The organism is Leisingera sp. ANG-M6 (assembly GCF_000813905.1).
GTDB lineage: Bacteria > Pseudomonadota > Alphaproteobacteria > Rhodobacterales > Rhodobacteraceae > Leisingera.
Genome location: NZ_JWLG01000015.1, coordinates 305482 through 323306, shown reverse-complemented (window position 1 = coordinate 323306; position 17825 = coordinate 305482). Strand labels below are relative to the sequence as shown.

At 62.5% G+C, this 17825-nt stretch carries 18 protein-coding genes; 4 read left to right on the top strand and 14 right to left on the bottom strand.

Features of this window, described 5'->3' with window-relative positions; translation table 11 throughout:
• Positions 1–7 precede the first annotated feature (7 nt).
• On the bottom strand, positions 8–496 hold the full coding sequence (gene secB, locus RA24_RS14265; protein ID WP_039192338.1) for a protein-export chaperone SecB: 489 nt from the start codon (positions 494–496) through the stop codon (positions 8–10).
• A gap of 55 nt (positions 497–551) precedes the next feature.
• On the bottom strand, positions 552–1052 hold the full coding sequence (locus RA24_RS14260) for an FxsA family protein (protein WP_039192335.1): 501 nt from the start codon (positions 1050–1052) through the stop codon (positions 552–554).
• Between the two features lie 115 nt (positions 1053–1167).
• Between RA24_RS14260 and RA24_RS14255 the strand changes: the two genes are divergently transcribed.
• From RA24_RS14255 to RA24_RS14245, 3 genes are read left to right on the top strand one after another with little or no spacing between them, the layout of a single operon-like run.
• Entirely contained in the window at positions 1168–1824 is a 657-nt protein-coding gene (locus RA24_RS14255) for a Tim44/TimA family putative adaptor protein (RefSeq protein ID WP_019295324.1), read from the top strand.
• Complete coding sequence (gene mltA / locus RA24_RS14250) at positions 1821–2873, top strand: murein transglycosylase A (protein ID WP_039172030.1); 1053 nt, start codon at positions 1821–1823, stop codon at positions 2871–2873. The genes RA24_RS14255 and mltA overlap by 4 nt, the downstream gene beginning before the upstream one ends.
• The gene (locus RA24_RS14245) at positions 2874–3461 is read left to right on the top strand and encodes a Smr/MutS family protein (RefSeq protein ID WP_039192332.1); all 588 of its coding nucleotides are present in this window, start codon (positions 2874–2876) and stop codon (positions 3459–3461) included. It abuts the gene before it with no gap.
• A 6-nt stretch (positions 3462–3467) separates the two neighbouring features.
• On the opposite strand, the gene RA24_RS14240 is transcribed toward RA24_RS14245, so the two are convergent.
• From RA24_RS14240 to hslV, 4 genes are all read right to left on the bottom strand, one after another.
• Positions 3468–4583 carry an alpha/beta hydrolase gene (locus RA24_RS14240; protein WP_039192329.1) on the bottom strand — a complete coding sequence of 372 codons (1116 nt, stop codon included), beginning with the start codon at positions 4581–4583 and terminating at the stop codon, positions 3468–3470.
• Between the two features lie 81 nt (positions 4584–4664).
• The gene (gene hslU / locus RA24_RS14235; RefSeq protein WP_019295328.1) at positions 4665–5975 is read right to left on the bottom strand and encodes an ATP-dependent protease ATPase subunit HslU; all 1311 of its coding nucleotides are present in this window, start codon (positions 5973–5975) and stop codon (positions 4665–4667) included.
• Between the two features lie 13 nt (positions 5976–5988).
• Entirely contained in the window at positions 5989–7059 is a 1071-nt protein-coding gene (locus RA24_RS14230) for a hypothetical protein (protein ID WP_039192327.1), read from the bottom strand.
• A gap of 1 nt (position 7060) precedes the next feature.
• Complete coding sequence (gene hslV / locus RA24_RS14225; RefSeq protein ID WP_039192325.1) at positions 7061–7624, bottom strand: ATP-dependent protease subunit HslV; 564 nt, start codon at positions 7622–7624, stop codon at positions 7061–7063.
• A gap of 221 nt (positions 7625–7845) precedes the next feature.
• On the opposite strand from hslV, the gene RA24_RS14220 reads away from it, so the two are divergent.
• A complete protein-coding gene (locus RA24_RS14220; protein WP_019295331.1) occupies positions 7846–8037 on the top strand; it encodes a DUF1127 domain-containing protein in 192 nt (63 codons plus the stop codon).
• A 53-nt stretch (positions 8038–8090) separates the two neighbouring features.
• Here RA24_RS14220 and RA24_RS14215 read toward each other — a convergent pair whose 3' ends face one another.
• From RA24_RS14215 to tsaE, 8 genes are all read right to left on the bottom strand, one after another.
• Positions 8091–8462 (bottom strand): Lin0512 family protein, encoded by a 372-nt coding sequence (locus RA24_RS14215; protein ID WP_039192322.1) that lies wholly within the window; start codon positions 8460–8462, stop codon positions 8091–8093.
• Positions 8459–8806 (bottom strand): Lin0512 family protein, encoded by a 348-nt coding sequence (locus tag RA24_RS14210; RefSeq protein WP_039192319.1) that lies wholly within the window; start codon positions 8804–8806, stop codon positions 8459–8461. The genes RA24_RS14215 and RA24_RS14210 overlap by 4 nt, the downstream gene beginning before the upstream one ends.
• A 150-nt stretch (positions 8807–8956) precedes the next feature.
• Entirely contained in the window at positions 8957–9277 is a 321-nt protein-coding gene (gene trxA / locus RA24_RS14205) for a thioredoxin (protein ID WP_019295334.1), read from the bottom strand.
• A 62-nt stretch (positions 9278–9339) separates the two neighbouring features.
• The gene (gene addA / locus RA24_RS14200; protein ID WP_039192317.1) at positions 9340–12693 is read right to left on the bottom strand and encodes a double-strand break repair helicase AddA; all 3354 of its coding nucleotides are present in this window, start codon (positions 12691–12693) and stop codon (positions 9340–9342) included.
• Positions 12690–15623 carry a double-strand break repair protein AddB gene (addB, locus tag RA24_RS14195; RefSeq protein ID WP_193747135.1) on the bottom strand — a complete coding sequence of 978 codons (2934 nt, stop codon included), beginning with the start codon at positions 15621–15623 and terminating at the stop codon, positions 12690–12692. Before addB ends, addA begins: the two co-directional genes overlap by 4 nt.
• Positions 15613–16305, bottom strand: coding sequence for a nucleotidyltransferase family protein (locus tag RA24_RS14190; protein WP_241480945.1), 693 nt, complete (start codon positions 16303–16305; stop codon positions 15613–15615). Before RA24_RS14190 ends, addB begins: the two co-directional genes overlap by 11 nt.
• Entirely contained in the window at positions 16305–17303 is a 999-nt protein-coding gene (locus RA24_RS14185; protein ID WP_039192314.1) for an aminoglycoside phosphotransferase family protein, read from the bottom strand. Before RA24_RS14185 ends, RA24_RS14190 begins: the two co-directional genes overlap by 1 nt.
• Positions 17300–17776: a tRNA (adenosine(37)-N6)-threonylcarbamoyltransferase complex ATPase subunit type 1 TsaE gene (gene tsaE, locus RA24_RS14180; RefSeq protein WP_039192311.1), complete on the bottom strand. Its 477-nt coding sequence runs from the start codon at positions 17774–17776 to the stop codon at positions 17300–17302. The genes RA24_RS14185 and tsaE overlap by 4 nt, the downstream gene beginning before the upstream one ends.
• Positions 17777–17825: the final 49 nt, after the last annotated feature.

The window sequence follows — 17825 nt, the reverse complement described above, 5'->3', positions numbered from 1 at the left end:
GAAGACTTTACTGTGTGGGTTCGGCTGCAGCCGCTTCTTGCTGGCGGCGCGCCAGTTCGTTGCGGTAGATCCCGACAAAGTCGATGTTGTCCAGGTTCAGCGGCGGGAAGCCGCCGTCGCGGGTCACATCGGACACGATGCGGCGCAGGAACGGGAAGGTCATGCGCGGGCATTCGATCAGCAGGAACGGGTGCAGCTGGTCTTCCGGCACGCCGACGATGTTAAAGACGCCGACATATTCCAGCTCAAGCACGAACAGGACGTTGCCGCCTTCCTTGTTCTTGGACTCGACGGTCAGCTTGGTGATCACCTCGTACTGGCTCTCAGTCGAACGCTTTTTCGCATCCAGGTTAACCTGCACGCTGACGTCGGGCTGAACCTCGCCGCCAGTGCCTTTTTGCGCCATCACGTTCTCGAACGACATGTCGCGGATGAACTGTGCCAGAACGTTCATCTGGACTTGCGGCTGCTGCTGGGCTTCGCCGTTTTCGGCCATCGGGATACTCCTGAAATATGCTTTGGACCGTGCTTAACAGCTTGGCCCGGACACCTCAACGGGGCCCGTCAACCCAGCCGGACGGGCTGCTTGGGCGCTGCCCGGGAGTCACATCTTCGTAGTCTCCGTCGATGATGTCATCCGGTTTTCCAGCGCTTCCCGGATAGTGGCGGCCCTGCATGCTGCCTGGTCCCATCTGGAATTGCGCCACGGTGATGCGGGCACGCAGATAGCGATAGACCGCCAGCCGGACCGGCGGCATCAAAAGCGCAAAGCCAACAGCATCAGTGAAGAAACCGGGGGTCAGCAGCAAAGCGCCTGCAAACAGGATCATCGCACCATGCGCCAATGGTTCTGCCGGATCGGACAATTGCTGAAAAGACGACCGCAGCTGTCCCATCGCCATGCGTCCCTGTGTTTTCACCAGCCAGGTGCCCAGTACTGCGGTTAGAACCACGATGGCCAGGGTCGGCCACAGGCCGATGGCGCCGCCGACCTGAATAAACAAAGCAATTTCAATGATGGGAACCATCAGAAAGGCCAGGAAGAGATACATGGGGGTTTCCTTGCGATCATACGTCCGGGCGGTAGACTTGCCCCCGCCCGTCACCTACATAAGGTCTGACCGCTTTGGTTTCAAACAAAGCACGAACGCCTAGCATGAGGTATCCATGGAGTCGCCTGTGATTCAGCTTTTGGTTCTGGCCGGTATTGCCGTGTTTCTGATCCTGCGCTTGAAAAGCGTTCTGGGAACACGCGAAGGCTTTGAAAAGCCGCCGCTGCCGAAGTCCGAAACCAAGAGCCGCCGCCCGGATCTGGAAGTGATCGAAGGCGGCCCGGACCGCGACATCACCGATTATGTTGCTGAAGGCAGCCCGCAGGCTCAGGCCCTGGCTGCGATGAAACGGGCTGAACCCTCGTTCCAAGTGCAGGATTTCGTTCAGGGCGCCCGCGGTGCGTACGAGATGATCCTGATGGGATTTGAGCACGGCAACCTGGATGACATTCAGCCCTTCCTGGCCGAAGACGTGTTCGACAGCTTCGTGGAAGCCGTCGCGCACCGCGAGGACCAGGGGCTGAAGATCGAAGCCGAATTCATTGGAGTGCGTGAAACGACGCTGGCCGATGCGCAATTTGATGCGCAGTCTGGCCGGGCTGAGATTACCATGCGCTTCGTGGGTGAGCTTACCTCCGTCGTGCGCGACCGCGGCGGCGATATTGTCGAGGGCGACCCCAAGGCGGTGAAACGCCAGAAAGACACTTGGGTCTTTGCTCGCAACATGGGCAGCGATGATCCCAACTGGCAGCTTGTTGCGACGGACGCATGATTGCGGCGCTTCGGGGGGCACTTGGGGCAGCTGCAATTGCAGGTGCCGCGATGACCGCCTCCGGGGCGCACTCCGAAACTGTGTCCAGCATTCTGGACTTTGCTCAGCTTGACGGCTGGGCACATGATGACCACGCAGCCGCGCTGGAGGTTTTTCTGGGAACCTGCCGGGACCTCAAGGATCCGGATTGGACCGCATTGTGCAAGGCGGCTCGCTCCCAGTCACCTGATGGCGCCCGTGCGTTTTTTGAGCTGTTTTTCCGTCCGGTTCTGATCGAGGACGGCAACCCTGCCCTGTTTACCGGATATTTTGAGCCGGAACTGACAGGGTCACGCTACCCCACGGGCCGGTTCCGCTATCCGGTCTACAAGATGCCCCCAGAGGCGCGTGCAACAGATCAGTGGCTGCCGCGCCGGGATATCCTGAGCAGTGACGTGATGCAGGGCCGCGGGCTGGAAATCGCCTGGGTCGATGATCCGGTAGAGCTGTTCTTTCTTCAGATTCAGGGATCAGGGCGCATCCGCCTGCCGGATGGCTCGACCATCCGCGTCGGATACGGAGGCGCCAACGGCCATCCGTACAAGTCGATCGGCAAGGAACTGGTGCGCCGCGGCGTCTACAATGCCCATCAGGTCAGCGCGCAGGTGATCAAGTCCTGGGTGCGGCGAAATCCGGCGGACGGCAAGGAGCTGCTGTTCCACAACCCGTCTTATGTGTTTTTCCGTGAGGTGCGTAAGGTCGCGGCTTCCAAGGGGCCGCTTGGCGCCATGAACCGCTCCGTCACCCCAATGCGGACTATTGCCGCCGATCCAGCCTATACACCTCTTGGTGCGCCGGTCTGGGTGGAAAAGGACGGGCATCTGCCGCTGCGGCGGCTGATGGTGGCGCAAGATACCGGTTCTGCTATCAAAGGTGCCCAGCGGGCTGACATTTTTGTCGGCACAGGGGATGCGGCGGGCGAAACCGCCGGCACGATGAAAGACCCGGGCCGGATGGTGGTTCTGCTGCCGATCCAGCGGGCCTATGCGATGCTGCCGGAAGACATCTAAATGACACGGCGCAAACTGACAGGAGATGAGATCGACCTTTGGCACAAGGTCGTGAAGCACACAGAGCGGTTGCACCCGGGTACCCACTCCACGCCGCCAGCTGCGCCGATGCCGAAACCCAAACCGGTCAAGCAACCGGAACCGCGCCTGGCACCGTTTAAGGTTGGCAGCCATGCCAAACCCAAGCCGGTCAAACACGACTTGAAGCCGTCGATTGCCCGTAGCCTGGCCAGTGATCCGCTGCAGATGGACGAAAAGGCCTTCCGCCGGATGAAACGCGGCAAGATCAGGCCGGAAGGCAAGCTGGACCTGCATGGCATGCGGATCGACACCGCGCACCCTGCCCTGACGCGCTTTATCCTTTCGGCTCAGGCATCGGGCAAGCGGCTGGTGCTGGTGGTAACCGGCAAGGGAAAGGACCGGGACGAGCCGGGCCCGATGCCGGTGCCGCGCGGGGTGCTGCGCCACAAGGTGCCGCAATGGCTTGCCCTGCCGCCGTTGTCGCAGGCGGTTCTGCAGGTCACGCCGGCTCACATCAGCCATGGCGGAGAAGGTGCATATTACGTCTATCTCCGGCGGGGCCGCTGACGGCTGTCACCGGTTATTGGATGGGGGGCCTTCCAGCGCGATTTCTATGGCACTGTCCCGGATAACGATCTGGCCCGGTAAAATCCTGCGCAGACGGTCCTGATCACGTTCGAATGTCTGCGCCGTTTGCCGGGCGCCTTTCAGCAGCGCCAGCAGCGCCGGTGAGCTGGCAGCAACAAAATGCTGCGAGTCCGCTTCGTCGGCAAAGGCCGTCGTATCAATGACTTCTACCGGAAGGTCGCTGATTTCCTCAATATTGTTGAGATTGCCCAGCCTTGCCCGCCCGTTCAATCCGCGCAGCCGTTGCGACAGGGTCAGGATATTATCCTTTTGCGAAACGAAGATGGCAAACGGCTGCGGGACTTCGGCAAAGCGCTGCATCTGCGATTTGAACACATCAACGTCCAGGTCCGGAGACATCAGAACCACGCCGCCCAGGTTGCGGGCGGTCCATCCCGGTGACTTGATTTCGATCTGGCGCAGCGCCTCCATGGTCAGCAGCCCGCCCATGGAATGCGCCACCACCACAACCCGGCCGGTGCCTGGCGAACGCAGCTTGCGCAGCAGCATCTCCAGCCCGTCGCGGGCAAACAGGACACTATCTGCATCATATGCGTAGCCAAGCGCCTTGCCCTTGCTGGGCCAGGAATAAATGACAGTTGCCCCGGGGACGTTGATGTCATGGGTCAGTTGCGCCGCGCGGAACGCGGTTTCGGCCTGGGTGGAATTGAAGCCGTGCACAAATACAGTGACGTCCCGCTCCTGCGGCGGAAACTTGGCCAGTTCCTGGTTCAGGCGTGAAGAAAAGGCAGCTTCGCTCTCGAATTTCCGGCGTCCGGCCATGGTGAACTCAGTGGCTGGATCTGGATCCTGGTATCCGAATTCCAAGGATCCAGGCTGCCGGTTGGGCGGAATTGACACAGTAAGCTCAAGCAGGCTGAATCCTTCCGTCCGGTCAGAACCAAAGGTCCCATCCGGCAGGGGATCGCGGTTGGTCGCTGCAAAAATGGTCTTGGCAGTACCCAGCTGCAAAGCTCCAGGAACTGTGGGCGAGTAGGACCTGTCCGTGCAGCCTACGAGGACGATCACGAAGAATACGCAAACTGCGCGCAGAACCTGCATGATATTTGCCCCCAAACTCAAACAGCGGCAGGCTATCCGACCTGCCGCCATTGTCCAGTGGCTCAGCGCGGCTTGGGCAGTTTACAGCACGTAACGGCTGACATCCGCAGAGCGGCCAAGCTCTCCCAGGTTCTTTTTCACAAAAGCCGCGTCTACCGTGACCGCCTCGCCCGAGCGGTCAGGCGCTGTGAAGGAGAGTTCTTCGAACACGCGTTCCATTACGGTGTAAAGCCGCCGCGCGCCGATGTTTTCGACAGTCTGGTTCACCTCAGCCGCGATTTTGGCCAGCGCGGCAATCCCGTCTTCCGTGAAGGTCACTTCAACTTCCTCGGTGCCCATCAGCGCGGTGTACTGCCGTGTCAGCGCATTGTCGGTCTCCGTGAGGATGCGGACAAAGTCCTTTTCGGTCAGCGCCCGCAGGTTGACGCGGATCGGCAGGCGGCCCTGCAGTTCCGGCAGCAGATCCGACGGCTTGGCGATATGGAACGCGCCGGAGGCGATGAACAGGATATGGTCGGTCTTCACAGGCCCGTGTTTGGTGCTGACGGTGGTGCCTTCGATAAGCGGCAGCAGGTCGCGCTGCACGCCTTCCCGGCTGACGTCGCCGCCGCGGGTTTCCTGACGGGCGCAGACCTTGTCGATCTCATCCAGAAAGACGATACCGTTCTGCTCCACCGACTCCAGCGCGGTGCGGGTGACGGTTTCGTCATCCAGCAGCTTGTCAGCTTCCTCGCTGATCAGCACCTCATAGCTTTCGGCAACGGTCATCTTCTTGCGCGTGGTGCGCCCGCCCATCGCCTTGCCGAACAGGTCGCCCAGGTTCAGCATTCCCATGTTGCCGCCACCGGGCTGGCCGGGGATTTCGAACATGCCCATCGGATTGGAGGTGTCGGCCACATCCAGTTCGATCACCGTGTCGTCCAGCTCCCCCGCCTTCAGTTTTTTGCGGAACATCTCGCGGGTGGCCTCACGGGCATCGCTGCCGGCGATGGCTTCCACAACCCGGTCCTCTGCGGCCTTATGGGCGTTGGCCTTCACGTCTTCGCGCATGTACTCGCGGGTCTGGGCAATGGCGCTGTCCACCAGATCGCGGATGATCTGTTCCACATCCCGGCCGACATAGCCGACCTCGGTGAACTTGGTGGCCTCAACCTTGATGAAAGGCGCGCGCGCGAGCTTCGCCAGACGGCGGGAAATCTCGGTTTTGCCGACGCCGGTGGGGCCGATCATCAGGATGTTCTTGGGGTACACTTCATCGCGCAGGTCGTCGGCCAGCTGCTTGCGCCGCCAGCGGCTGCGCAGCGCCACGGCGACGGCGCGCTTGGCTTCCTTCTGGCCGATGATGAAGCGGTCCAGTTCCGAGACGATTTCGCGGGGGGTCAGATCAGTCATGGGTCTTTCCGTTTCAGTGTGAGGGCGGCAGCCGGTCAAGTGGCAGCACACCGGACAAGGGGGTAAGCAGGACCGCTCGGATGCGGCTCCAGAAGGCGCCGAGGGCAACCAGAAACACACCAAGCGCCAGTATGGTGATGGCGGTGCCTTCGCCGCTGAACACGGTGCCGGCCAGGGTGACGCTGTAGCCGATGGCGGCAATCAGGAAGGACCGGCGGTCGATGATGATTGCTATGAGGGCAAACAGCACAAGGACGGCAAACAAAAGCAAATTTGAACTGGAGGTGCCACTGTCCAGAAGGCTGAGAGCAATGGTGTTGACCAGGGCCGGTGCGGCAACGACATGCAGCCAGAACCCCTGCGCCGACCGCCGCGTCACCCGGTGCGGGTCGCTGAGATCGAAAACCATCGCAACCGCAAAAACGCAACACCCGGCGGCCAGAGTGATCCAGGCAAAGGGGCCACTAGCTGACAGCAGGAACAGATCGCTTATTCCTGCCGGTGTGCCGGCCCGTATGGCACCCGACAGAAGTGCAACCGCAAAGACCCCCAAAGCAATCAATGCCATGGCAAAGGGGACCCGGAAGCGCATCCAGAACACCGCGATTGTAGCGGTTGCGGCTGCAACAGGCAGCGGCAGGCTGGAGAAGTCGTTCTGCGCAATCATGAAAGGTTGCGAGAAATATGCTGTAAACCCGGTGCCTGCATTGCCGGCCCACAGCAGCGACAGGGCGATGGCAGGTGCAACCATGCGGCGGCGGCGGATGAAGTATTCGGACAGCAGCCAAAGAACCGCGGCCCCTGCGATGGCGGAATAGACAGCCTTCTGCTGATAGCCGCCCAGCGAGCCTGCCAGATCGACGGCTGTAAAAGCCATCCAGCCGGAGGCCAGGATCAACAGGCCGATGACGATGAATATCTCGTTGAACCCTTTAAACAGTTCAAAGGGTTCATCGCCCGGAGCCAGGTTTTCCCTGGCGCCCCGGCGGCTGTCGGCCAATGCCAGCAGCGAGGCCGCCTGAGCTTCGCTTAGCAGGCCTGAGCCAACGGCGGCGCGCAGATCATCCTGGTTGACCCTGCCCACCTCAGGCTTCCCGTCCAATGGATTCGACGGTCAGGTTTCCATTGGTGTAGACGCAGATATCGGCGGCGATGGCCATGGCGTCGCGGGCAACGGATTCCGCGGATTTATCGCTGTCCATCATGCCGCGGGCTGCGGCCAGGGCAAAATTGCCGCCGGATCCGATGGCCGCCACATCATGTTCGGGCTCCAGCACATCGCCGGCGCCGGTGATTACAAACATATCGGTGCCGTCGGTGACGATCAGCATCGCTTCCAGCTTCTGCAGGTATTTGTCGGTGCGCCAGTCCTTGGCCAGTTCCACACTGGCGCGGGCCAGCTGGCCCGGGGTTGCTTCCAGCTTGGCTTCAAGACGCTCCAGCAGGGTGAATGCATCGGCGGTCGAGCCGGCAAAGCCTGCCACCACATCAAAACCGCCGGGCGACAGGCGCCGCACTTTGCGGGCGGTGCCCTTGATCACCGTCTGACCCAGCGACACCTGGCCGTCGCCGGCGATGACCACCTGACCGTCCTTCTTGACGCCGATGATGGTGGTGCCGTGCCAGCCGGGGAATTGATCGTCTGCCATAAATGCCTCCGTTTAGTTGCCCCCTATATGGAACCATCCCCCCGCCGGCACAAGAGAGCGGGCCGGATCACAGGCTTTGCACGGACTGCAAGGGGTTTCGCCGCTATGCAGAAAGCGCAAGGCGGGGCTGTCGAACCGGCAATTGCGGGACTCAGCTACGCATCCTACATGGGGCTCACAACCGGCACAGGGTCGGCTGTTTCTTAGAAGGATATGCGCAAATGACGACCGCAAACATTCATGCGCCGCTCGGAGCAGTCACCGTTCTCCGCGTGGTCGACGCTATGACCAATGTGAAAACCTCCATCGTGGAGTGGTATGAAGCCCGCGAGACCCGCAAGGCTCTGGCCCGGCTGACCGACGCACAGCTGGACGACATTGGCATGAGCCGCGCCGACATCGCCAAGATCTGAGACTAAAATGGTCGAAGACATTGAATGAGCCGCCCAGAAACGGGCGGCTTTGTTCATTTCGGGGCTGTGATTTTGTATTTTTCGGCCTGATCCGGCAGCCAGGCCTCGATTGCAGCGGTGGCCACCACATGGCGGCTGCCGGCTTCCGCATCCTCCACATCCAGCCCGCCTTTGACGGCCCGCACACTGGCCCTGCCCCGCGGCAGATCCTGCGCTACCAGATCGCAATCCACCGCCTCCGGCCGCTGCACCCCGATGGTCACGTCAACACGCATTTCGCTGTGATCGATGCCAAGCTTGGAAAACAGGGTGATCGACGAATGATGCAGTGCGTCCTGCACCGCGCGCCGCGCCGCCTTGGTGTAATCCTGGCCGTAAAGGTCGTTGCCGGTGCCCATTTCCAGGATGATGCGTTTCTCGCTCATTCCACCGTCTCCATGTCAAAGGAAACCACCACAGCCGCATTGGCTATCACCGTGCATCCGCCCTGCGGTTTTTCAATGTCGAGCCCGCCTTCCAAAACCTGGATGCTGGGCTGGCCGTAGGGAAAAATCTCCAGCAGTGCGTCCCTGTCTACCGCTTCTGGTTTCTGCACACCGATCTCCGCGTCGATGATCATGTCTTCCTTACGGAAATCAAACAGTTCCGCCATGTTGACGGAGTTGTGCCACAGCGCGTCCTTGATCGCCCGGCGAGCGGCTTCAGTATAGTCCTCGCGCCTCAGCGACGTGCCCATGCCGAATTCCACCAGTACCCGTGTCTTGGCCATTTTGCCTCCTTCACCTGTCTCAAGGCGAACCGTCGCAGGGTATCAGCGCAAAGGACAGTACCAGTTTGCCGCCAGCCGGTACGCCAGCGCTCAAAACAAAAAGGGCCGTCCCCGTGGGGACAGCCCTAGGAAATCCGGTTTGGATCCGGCTTAGATCGATTCTTCGATCCAGCTCTGCAGCGCGGCCTTGGGGGCGGCGCCGGCACGGTTGGAGATCACCTGGCCGTCCTTGAAGATGAACAGCGCCGGAATGCCGCGCACGCCCATGGCAGCGGCGGAGTTCGGGTTGCTGTCAACGTCGACCTTGGCGATTTTCACCTTGCCGCCGAATTCCGCGGCAAGCTCTTCGAGAGCCGGGCCAATCTGTTTGCAGGGACCGCACCACTCGGCCCAGAAATCCACCACAACGGGGATATCGGAGTTCTTGACTTCGGCGTCAAAGGTGGCGTCGGTGACGGCTACGGTGGACATATGCATGTCTCCATGAGTGTGTGGCAACTGGAGTTGGAACCTATGTACGGCTTAACAGATCGTCAAGGTTCCAGACGCCGCATCAGCGCCGCTGTCACAAGTTCGTGCGGCAGCGGCATCAGCGTGGCCGTTCGGGTCCAAAGAAGCGCGGTTTCGATAGTGCGGCCCGGGTAAATCTGTGCCAGCGCATGGGCATAGGCACCCATCTGGCGCAGCAAACCTTCGGGGCATTGTTCCGGCACTTCCGGTACGGTGGCATTGGATTTGAAGTCCACCGCCAGAACCCTGTCAGGTGTGACGATCAGGCGGTCAATGATGCCATGCAGACGGCCCTCGTTCAGGTCGGCGGTGATGGGCACTTCTGCCAGGGTTTCAGGGGCGAAAATATGGGACAAGCCGGCGTTTTGCAGAACACCGGACGCCTCGGCGAGCAGCTCTGCAGTATCCTCGGCTTCCTGCAGAAGGTTGCCGGCAAGCTGCGGCCAGTGGTCTTCAGGCCGGCCCGGCAGGTGCTCCAGCAGCAGGTGCAGCCGGCTGCCGCGAGCCTTGGCGGCTTCCTCATCCAGGCCCAGGTCACCTGGCAAGGCCTTCGCCCCGCCCAGGTCCGAAGGACTGAGTGCCGGCGCCGGGGCCTCATAGGCTCTGGCTGGCCGGTTGAAAACCTCGGGCAGGCTGTGTTGCACAACTTCCTCGACCGGCGTTGCAACCAAAGGCAGCCCGTCCCAATCCCCGTGCTGCAGGCGTAATCCTGCCCCGCCGGGACAGTCGAATTCCTTTGCGCCACCCTCGCGCAAGGCGCCCTCTGTCATGCGGTACCAGCTGTCGCCCTGTTCGCCCGCGTCGCCCGCGGCAGCGACAATCAGCCACTTTTCCGCCCGGGTCAGAGCCACATAGAGCAGCCGCAGGCGTTCATTCTGCAGCTTTTCCTGGGCAGCTTCACGGGCCGCCAGCATAGCAGCAGGCATCTGGTCCTTGGGCAGCTTCCAGACAGGTGTGCCTTCGGCCAGCATGATCTCCGCGTCCCGCGGGGCCTGGCGTTTGGCGGTGTCCGGCAGGATCACGATCGGCGCCTCCAGACCTTTGGATCCATGCACCGACATCACCCGGATCATATTGCCGGCCGCGCCCATCTGGCGTTTGATCTCCAGATCATCGGTCTGCATCCAGACCAGAAACCCGGTGAGGCTGGGCACATCGGTGCGCTCATAGGCCAGCGCCTGCGACAGCAGCGCGTTGATACCGTCTTCCGCTTCCGGCCCCAGCCGGCCCAGCAGTTTCTGGCGGCCGCCGTGGCGGGTCAGGATACGCTCAATCAGATCAAAGGGCCGCAGGAAATCCGCATTGGCGCGCAGGTCATCCAGCACCTCCATGGTCTCCGGGAACTCCTGTGCCCGCTCCCGCAGCGCGGGCCACAGGTACATCGCCTCCCGCCGGTGTGCGAGATCAAACAACGCCTGCTCGGTCCATCCGAACAGCGGCGATTTCAGTGCCTCTGCCAATGACAAGGAGTCCTCGGGCAGCGCCAGGAACCGCAGCAGCGCGGCAATGTCCTTCACCGCCAGCTCCGCACCGACCTTTAGCCGGTCAGCGCCGGCGATAGGCAGTTCAGCCTTCTTGCAAGCGCGGATGATTTCCGAGAACAGATCGGAGCGGCGCTGCACCAGGATCAGGAAATCGCCGGCCTGCACCGGACGGCGCTGGAAGGTGCCGCGTTCGGGCCCATCCTCCGGAATGGTGACGCCGGTTTCAATCATCTGCTTGATCGACCCGGCAATCCGTTCTGCCAGGATCACCGTGTGATGGCGGCTGCTGGGACGGTCGACGGGGCTGGTCCAATCGGGATCCTCGTCATCCTCCACCTTTTCTACCACCGGCCACAGGTCCACCCGGCCTGGCAGGTCCGACTTGAAGGCCCTATGCAGCGCGTCCTTGCGGAAACCGGCGCGCGGGCTGTCCTTGAACACCAGATCGACCAGCTTCAGGATTGCCGCAGAGGAACGGAAGGAGAAATCGAGCGAGGCATCCTGCAGCCCTGCCCCTGTTTCCGCCAGCCGGTTGCCGAACTCCTGCTGCATCCGGTCAAACGCATCCGGGTCAGCGCCCTGGAAGGAATAGATCGACTGCTTCTTGTCACCGACCACAAAGATGGTGCGCTCCACATCCGAGCGCGCGCCTTCGCCGGCGGTGAATTCCTGCGCGAGTTTTTCGATCACGTCCCATTGCACTGGGCTGGTGTCCTGTGCCTCGTCCACCAGAATGTGGTCAATACCGCCGTCCAGCCGGTACAGCACCCAGGCAGCCACGCCGGGATCGTTCAGCAGTTGCCGGGCTTTCAGGATAAGGTCGTCAAAGTCGAGCCAGCCGCGCAGTTGCTTGCGCCGTTCATATTCCGGCAGGAAGGCGGCTGCGAAGCGGTGCAGGTCGTGGCTCTTGCGCGCGGCAGTCAGCGCCAGACGTTTGGCGCGCGCATCCTCAACCCGCAGCATCAGCGGTTCCAGCTGGTCCATCAGCGACAGGTGGGATTCGCGCAGTTTCTTGGTTGGGAACTTGTCTATTTTGGCGGTGAAAGGCTCCTTGGCGCCGGCGCCGGTCAGGAACACGCTTTCGAGCGCGCCAAGATCGGCGATTGCCGGCTTGGTGATCCCGGCCAGTTTCTCCGCCGCCTTCTGGTCGGTTGAACCGCCCTGCCCCAGCATCTCCCGGGTACGCTGCAGCAGCTCTTCCTCGCCGCCCAGAAACACCAGTGATTCAAGCGCTGTTTCATCGAAACCTTTGGGCAGGCCAAACAGGTCCAGCAGCCCGTCCCAGTCCAGCGTCTCTCCGAAGTCGGCCCGGCGATTGCAAATTGAGGAAGTGAGTGTTTCGAAGTCGCTGTCGCTCACATGCCGCGCCAGGGCATCGACCAGCGGCGCTTCTTGGCCTTGGGCAAAATCCTCCATGATTTCTGCACGCAACAGCTGGCCTGCACGGTCGTCCATTTCGGAAAACTGCGGGCTGACGCCGGCCTCCAGCGGGAAGCGGCGCAGCAGAGACGAACAGAAGGAGTGGATAGTCTGGATCTTCAGCCCGCCCGGCGTCTCAATCGCGCGGGCAAACAGGGTGCGCGCCTTGGCCAGATCCTCAGCCGCAGTGTTGACCTCTCCCAATTCGGTCAGCGCTGCGATCAGCGCCGGATCTTCCAGCATCGCCCATTCGCCCAACCGCTTGAACAGCCGGTTCTGCATCTCGCTGGCGGCGGCCTTGGTATAGGTGAGGCACAGGATGTGCTGCGGCTGCACACCCTTCAGCAGCAGCCGGGCCACCCGGTCGGTCAGCACCTTGGTCTTGCCGGAGCCGGCATTTGCCGCCAGCCAGGTGGAGGCATCGGGCCGGGCGGCGCGGAACTGCGCCTCGGAGGCGGCGTCGCGGATGGTCATGCCAGATCCTCCGGTTGCGGTTCGGCGCTGCGGTCCCATTCGCCGTAGCGCGCCAGGTGATCGTAGTCGCCGGCGAGGTCGTCCCGGTGCACCATGCGGCGGCTCGAATAGCCCTGTTCAGGCTCGAAATAGGCCCCGATAAGGGTACGCAGCTCATCCCAGACCTTGGCGGGCGGCTCGTCCTCGAGCGGTGCGCGCACTTCTTTCATGCTGGAGCCAAGGCCAATGAACAGGGCGCGGGCAACCTCTGCCGGGCCAAGATCGTCAAAGGCGCCTTCCTCAGCCATGGCGGCTTCGATCAGCAGCTGCTTTTCAAACTTCTTCTGCTGGGACTCGCTGGGCGGCGCGCCGGTCTTGTAGTCATACAGATGCAGGAAACCGCGCTCATCCATGTCGATCCGGTCCGCACGGCAGGCGATGGTGAAATCCAGCGGATCCAGCCGGGCGCTGCCTTTGGCTTCAAAGGCAACCGGCTTGGCACGGGCCTGGCGCTCCTGCTCGGCCTGGACGAAGTCTCCGGCAATCTTGCGGATGCGGCTGTGCCACAGGATACGGGCAACGGGCCAAGGCACATGGGCATCCAGCAGCTCCCGGGTCTTTTCGATCAGCTGGCTGGCAGTCAGCAGGCTTCGATCCGCCTGGGCTTCCTTGATGAAATGCTCAAACACCTCATGCACCACAATCCCGCGCAGCAGGGCGTCGGGTTCCTGCACCAGCGGGTTCAGCGGCTTCAGCCGCAGCACATGTTTGGCGTAAATCGCATAAGGGTCGCGGATCAGCCGCGGAATTTCCGTAATGGTCAGGCGCCGCGGGCGGGCCGCAACCGGCGGACGCGGCGAGGGACGCGGCATCTGCGGAATGGGCGTAGGCTCCTCCAGCGCGTCTGCCCAGCCCAGCCATTGCCGGCCTTTGGCTCGCATCGCGTCCAGCGCATCCCGGCCGCCCTGGTCCGGCAGGCCGGACAGCAGGTTGGACAGGCGGTTCAGCCAGCGTGACGGTACGGTGTCGGCTTCCTCTGACCGTTCGGCGCGGGTCAGCCAGACCTCAGTTGCGGCAATTGCCTGCTGGAAGTCATGCGCCGACAGGCCGATGCGGCGTTCGGGCAGCAACAGACCTGCCTGATTGCGCAACTGGCGGTTCAGCCAGGGATCGGGACTGGCGGCCTCAGGCCAGCTGCCTTCGTTCAGGCCGCCCAGAATGACCAGATCGGCGCCCTGCACACGCGCCTCCAGCGTGCCCCAGATCATGATAGAGCCATATGGCGCATCGCGGTCGCGCACTTCACCCTGGCTCAGCAGCGCGCCCAGCAGGTCGGCAAAATCGCGGGCGGTCATCTCGCCGCCATAGGGGGCCTCACTCTCCAGATTTTCGATACAGGCGAGGGCGGCTTGGCCCGCCTTCTTGTCCCACAGCGTGCCGGCGCCGTCCGTTTGGCTGCCGGCAGCGATACGCTCGGCCAGATCGCGCAGCCGTTCGACCCAATCGGCAAGGGGCAGGGTGCCGGCGATCTCCTGATCCGCGAAACAGGCGCTCAACCAGCCGGTCCAGCCCTGTGTCAGCTGACGGCCCTTTTCAAAGCCGGCAAAGGCCGCGGCATCGGGGAAGGGCGGTCCGTTGCGGCGCAGCGACAGTTCCAATTCGCGGGTCTGGCGCAGGTGATTGCCGCGGTCCGCACCGTCATGGGTCAGCGGGTGCTTCAGCAGCGTCAGCAGGCTGTCACAGGCCAGCGGCTTGCAGAACAGCCCTGCCACATGGCGCAGAAACCGGCCCGGCGGCGACAGCTGCAGCGGCAGGCCGGCGGAATCATCCGGCAGGATGTTCCAGCGGTCCAGCGCGGCGGAAACCTGGCGTGTCAGCATCCGGTCAGGCGTGATCAGCGCAGCGGTCTGGCCGTCCTCTGCCGCCTGACGCAAGCGCAGCGCAATCGCTAGCGCCTCGGCCCGCGGGCTGGGAGCCTCAACCAGAGTGATATTTTCCGTGGCCTTGTCCAATCCGGTCAGCTTGGGGCCTTCGCTCATCCAGGCGTCGGTCACCGGGGCCGGGCGCAAGGCCAGCGAGACCAGCCGGTTCCGTTCGGGAGAGACCGGCCGCGTATCGGTCCAAGGCTGCACGTCGCCCGGGGCCAGTTCCAGGTCCTTCATCAGCTTGTGAAACCTGTACTGCGGGTGATCTTCCGAGATCATCGGGTCATCCAGCCCGCCCCAGACATGATCCGGCTGGTCGAAATCGAAACCGGGCAGCACCACGGCGCCCTGCGGCAGGCGGGCAATGGCCTGCATCAGCATCAAGGTGGTGCCGCGCGACCCGGTGGAGCCGGCCAGAATGACCGGGTGGGCAGGCGGGTTTTCCTGCCATTCCTCAATCAGGTTCAGCACCACCTGCCGCTGCCGTGCCTGTGCGTCCATCGCGCCCTCATGCAGGCCGGTGAACTCGTCCGCGATGCCGATGAAGGCCTGCGCCCGTGCCCAGTGGCCGGACATGTCCGAAACGTCCAGTTCCCGGATGGCATCCGTGCTGACACCTTCGCCCTGCATCTCGTCAATCAGTGCGGCAAGGCTGTCGGACAGATCATAGAGAGACGCGCGGGAGGCAAGATCGGGCTGCGCGTCCAGTAGCTTGGCGATCAGCTGCGACAGCTCCAGCCGGCGCCGCAGCGGGGGCAGGGCGGGCGGCAACCCGTCCAATGCAGCCCGCTGCGCCAAATCACTCAGCATCAGCATGCGCGGCAGCAGCATCGCGGGGCCGTCGTCAAACAGGCTGCGGATACGCCGCGCCATGCGGGAGGTGTTGACGATCAGCTCTGCCCTGGCCAGTGCTTCCGGCGGCAGCTTCCGGGCGCGCTCACGCAGTCCCTCGACCAGCGCCTGCGGGAAATCCACGCCGCAGGGCACGGCAAAGACGCGCGGTTTGGCGGACGGTTCAAACATCATCTGCGGCTATCAGGTCCTCGGCCAGTTTGATCCCTTCGGGATGGCCCACATCGCACCAGCGGCCAGGATATTCCAGTGCAAACAGCCGCCCGGCTGCAGCCATCCGGTTCCACAGGACATTAAGCGAGAACACCTGCTCCTCAACGTCCTGCAGCCCTTGTGTTTTCAGGATCTGCACCCCGCCATAGACCAGATTTCCGCCGCGGCTGATACGGCCCTCGGCATCGGCTGAAAAGTCGCCCTGGCCACTGCGGCCGATGGCATTCGCAAGCGGCACACAGACCAAAAGCGCATCCATCCGGTCCGGGTCCCAGGCCTTTTGCGCCAATTGCAGCGGGTTCGGGCCTTTCCAGATGGCATCCGTGTTCATGGTGAAAACCGGGCCGCCGCCCAGCATGGGCAGGGCATGGCGCAACCCGCCGCCGGTATCGAGAATCTCGGGCATCTCATGGCTGATCAGCACGTTTTCAGGCTCTAAAAAGGCCTTCAGCGGTTCTGGCTTGTAATGCACATTGGCTGCAATCCGGACCGGCTGCACCGCTTGGGCCAGTTCCAATGCATGGGCAATCAACGGCCGGCCGGAAACTTCGATCATCGGTTTTGGCTTGTCGCGGGTCAGCTCCCGCATCCGGGTGCCAAAGCCTGCGGCAAACAGCATGACGGCTTCGGGTGAACGCTGCATCACGGCCTCAGCCCGTCCAGGTTCTCCGGGGTCGGGGCTGGCAGGCTGTCACGCAGAAGCCGTGCCACCGGAGCCAATGCAGAGTGGTCCAGCCCGCGAAAAAAATGATCCCAAACCCGCGGGATCAGGTCCACGTAGTGCGGTTTTCCGTAGTCGAGGCTGAGCCGGGCAAAGACACCCAGAATGCGCAGGTTCCGCTGCACGCCCAGCACAGTGTAGGCAGTGCGGAAGCCGGATTCGTCCGCGCCGGCAGCCGTGATGTAGCGGCTGATCATCTGCATCTCGATACCGGCGGGCACGTCGCGTCGGGCGTCCTGCAGGAGCGACACAAGATCATAGGCCGGGTGGCCCGCGCGTGCGTCCTGAAAATCCAGCAGGCCGACACGGGCGACACCATCCCGGTCCGGCAGCCACAGCAGGTTTTCGGCGTGGTAGTCGCGCTGCACCAGGACCGGATCGCCCTTGACTGTTTCGCGCAGGATGTCCTCGAACTGGTTTTCGAACCGGGCCTGCAGATCCGCGTCGCCTTCACCAAGAATGCCGGCGCGGTATTTCGAAAAGGCCAGCCCGGCCATTTCCGCCATCAGCCGCGGCCCGTAGGACTCCAATTCCGGCATCGGCGCCTGATGAAGGGCAACCAGCGCGTCGGTCGCAGCTTCATAAAGCTCTCTTTCCAGCACCGGCTCGCGTTCGATGATGCGGGCATAAAGATCGTCGCCCAGATCCTCCAATAGCAGAAACCCGTTTTCGGAATCCTGCGCCAGAATTTCAGGAGCACTCAGGCCCTGGGCACGCAGGTAGTCTGCTATGCGGATAAAGGGCCGGATGTCCTCGCCTTTTTCCGGCGGCGCATCCATCAGCACAACAGTCTGGCCTTCAGCGCTAGTCAGCCGCTCATAACGCCGGTTGGAGGCATCGCCGGCAAGCGGGCCGCGCTGCCAGTTGGCATAGGGTGTTTGCGAAAGAAAACTCTCGCACAGGGTATTACGGTCGCTCATGCGCAAATGCGCTCCATAAGGGGCTGCCACTTTGCATCACTCCAGCGGAGCGTCAGGTGGCGGCGGTCTTCGTGTTCGGCATCCAGGGCCAGCGTCAGATGCAAGGCGTGCGGCGGAGTCAGTTCCTGCAGCCGGTCAGGCCACTCAACCAGGCAGATCGCACTGTCAAAGGCTTCGGTCAGGCCCAGTTCCTCCAGTTCGTCCAAAGAGGACAAACGGTAAAGGTCGGTGTGCCACAACTCGCCGGCGGGCACGTCATAAGTCTGCACCAATGTAAAAGTGGGCGAGGGCACATCCTCGGGAACGTCCATCAGCGACTGTATCAGATGGCGGGCAAAATGGGTCTTTCCGGCGCCGATAACACCCTCCAGCAACAGGCAATCGCCGGGGCGCAGTGCTCCGGCGATCTGGGCGGCCAGCTGGGCCGTTTCATCAGGTGAATTCAGCGTGCAGGACGCAGTTTCAAATGTCATGGCGCTAGAATGGCGCCGCCGCGGTGCTGCTGCAAGCGGGTTTCCCCGC

Coding starts and splice junctions, on each gene's coding strand:
- RA24_RS14255 (WP_019295324.1), top strand. CDS start 1,168: ATGGAGTCGCCTGTGATTCAGCTTTTGGTTCTGGCCGGTATTGCCGTG.
- RA24_RS14220 (WP_019295331.1), top strand. CDS start 7,846: ATGACGACCGCAAACATTCATGCGCCGCTCGGAGCAGTCACCGTTCTC.
- tsaE (WP_039192311.1), bottom strand. CDS start 17,776: ATGACATTTGAAACTGCGTCCTGCACGCTGAATTCACCTGATGAAACG.
- hslU (WP_019295328.1), bottom strand. CDS start 5,975: ATGACTGATCTGACCCCCCGCGAAATCGTCTCGGAACTGGACCGCTTC.
- mltA (WP_039172030.1), top strand. CDS start 1,821: ATGATTGCGGCGCTTCGGGGGGCACTTGGGGCAGCTGCAATTGCAGGT.
- RA24_RS14190 (WP_241480945.1), bottom strand. CDS start 16,305: ATGCAGCGTTCACCCGAAGCCGTCATGCTGTTTGCCGCAGGCTTTGGC.
- RA24_RS14210 (WP_039192319.1), bottom strand. CDS start 8,806: ATGGCCAAGACACGGGTACTGGTGGAATTCGGCATGGGCACGTCGCTG.
- hslV (WP_039192325.1), bottom strand. CDS start 7,624: ATGGCAGACGATCAATTCCCCGGCTGGCACGGCACCACCATCATCGGC.
- addA (WP_039192317.1), bottom strand. CDS start 12,693: ATGACCATCCGCGACGCCGCCTCCGAGGCGCAGTTCCGCGCCGCCCGG.
- trxA (WP_019295334.1), bottom strand. CDS start 9,277: ATGTCCACCGTAGCCGTCACCGACGCCACCTTTGACGCCGAAGTCAAG.
- secB (WP_039192338.1), bottom strand. CDS start 496: ATGGCCGAAAACGGCGAAGCCCAGCAGCAGCCGCAAGTCCAGATGAAC.
- RA24_RS14185 (WP_039192314.1), bottom strand. CDS start 17,303: ATGAGCGACCGTAATACCCTGTGCGAGAGTTTTCTTTCGCAAACACCC.
- RA24_RS14240 (WP_039192329.1), bottom strand. CDS start 4,583: ATGCAGGTTCTGCGCGCAGTTTGCGTATTCTTCGTGATCGTCCTCGTA.
- RA24_RS14245 (WP_039192332.1), top strand. CDS start 2,874: ATGACACGGCGCAAACTGACAGGAGATGAGATCGACCTTTGGCACAAG.
- addB (WP_193747135.1), bottom strand. CDS start 15,623: ATGATGTTTGAACCGTCCGCCAAACCGCGCGTCTTTGCCGTGCCCTGC.
- RA24_RS14260 (WP_039192335.1), bottom strand. CDS start 1,052: ATGTATCTCTTCCTGGCCTTTCTGATGGTTCCCATCATTGAAATTGCT.
- RA24_RS14215 (WP_039192322.1), bottom strand. CDS start 8,462: ATGAGCGAGAAACGCATCATCCTGGAAATGGGCACCGGCAACGACCTT.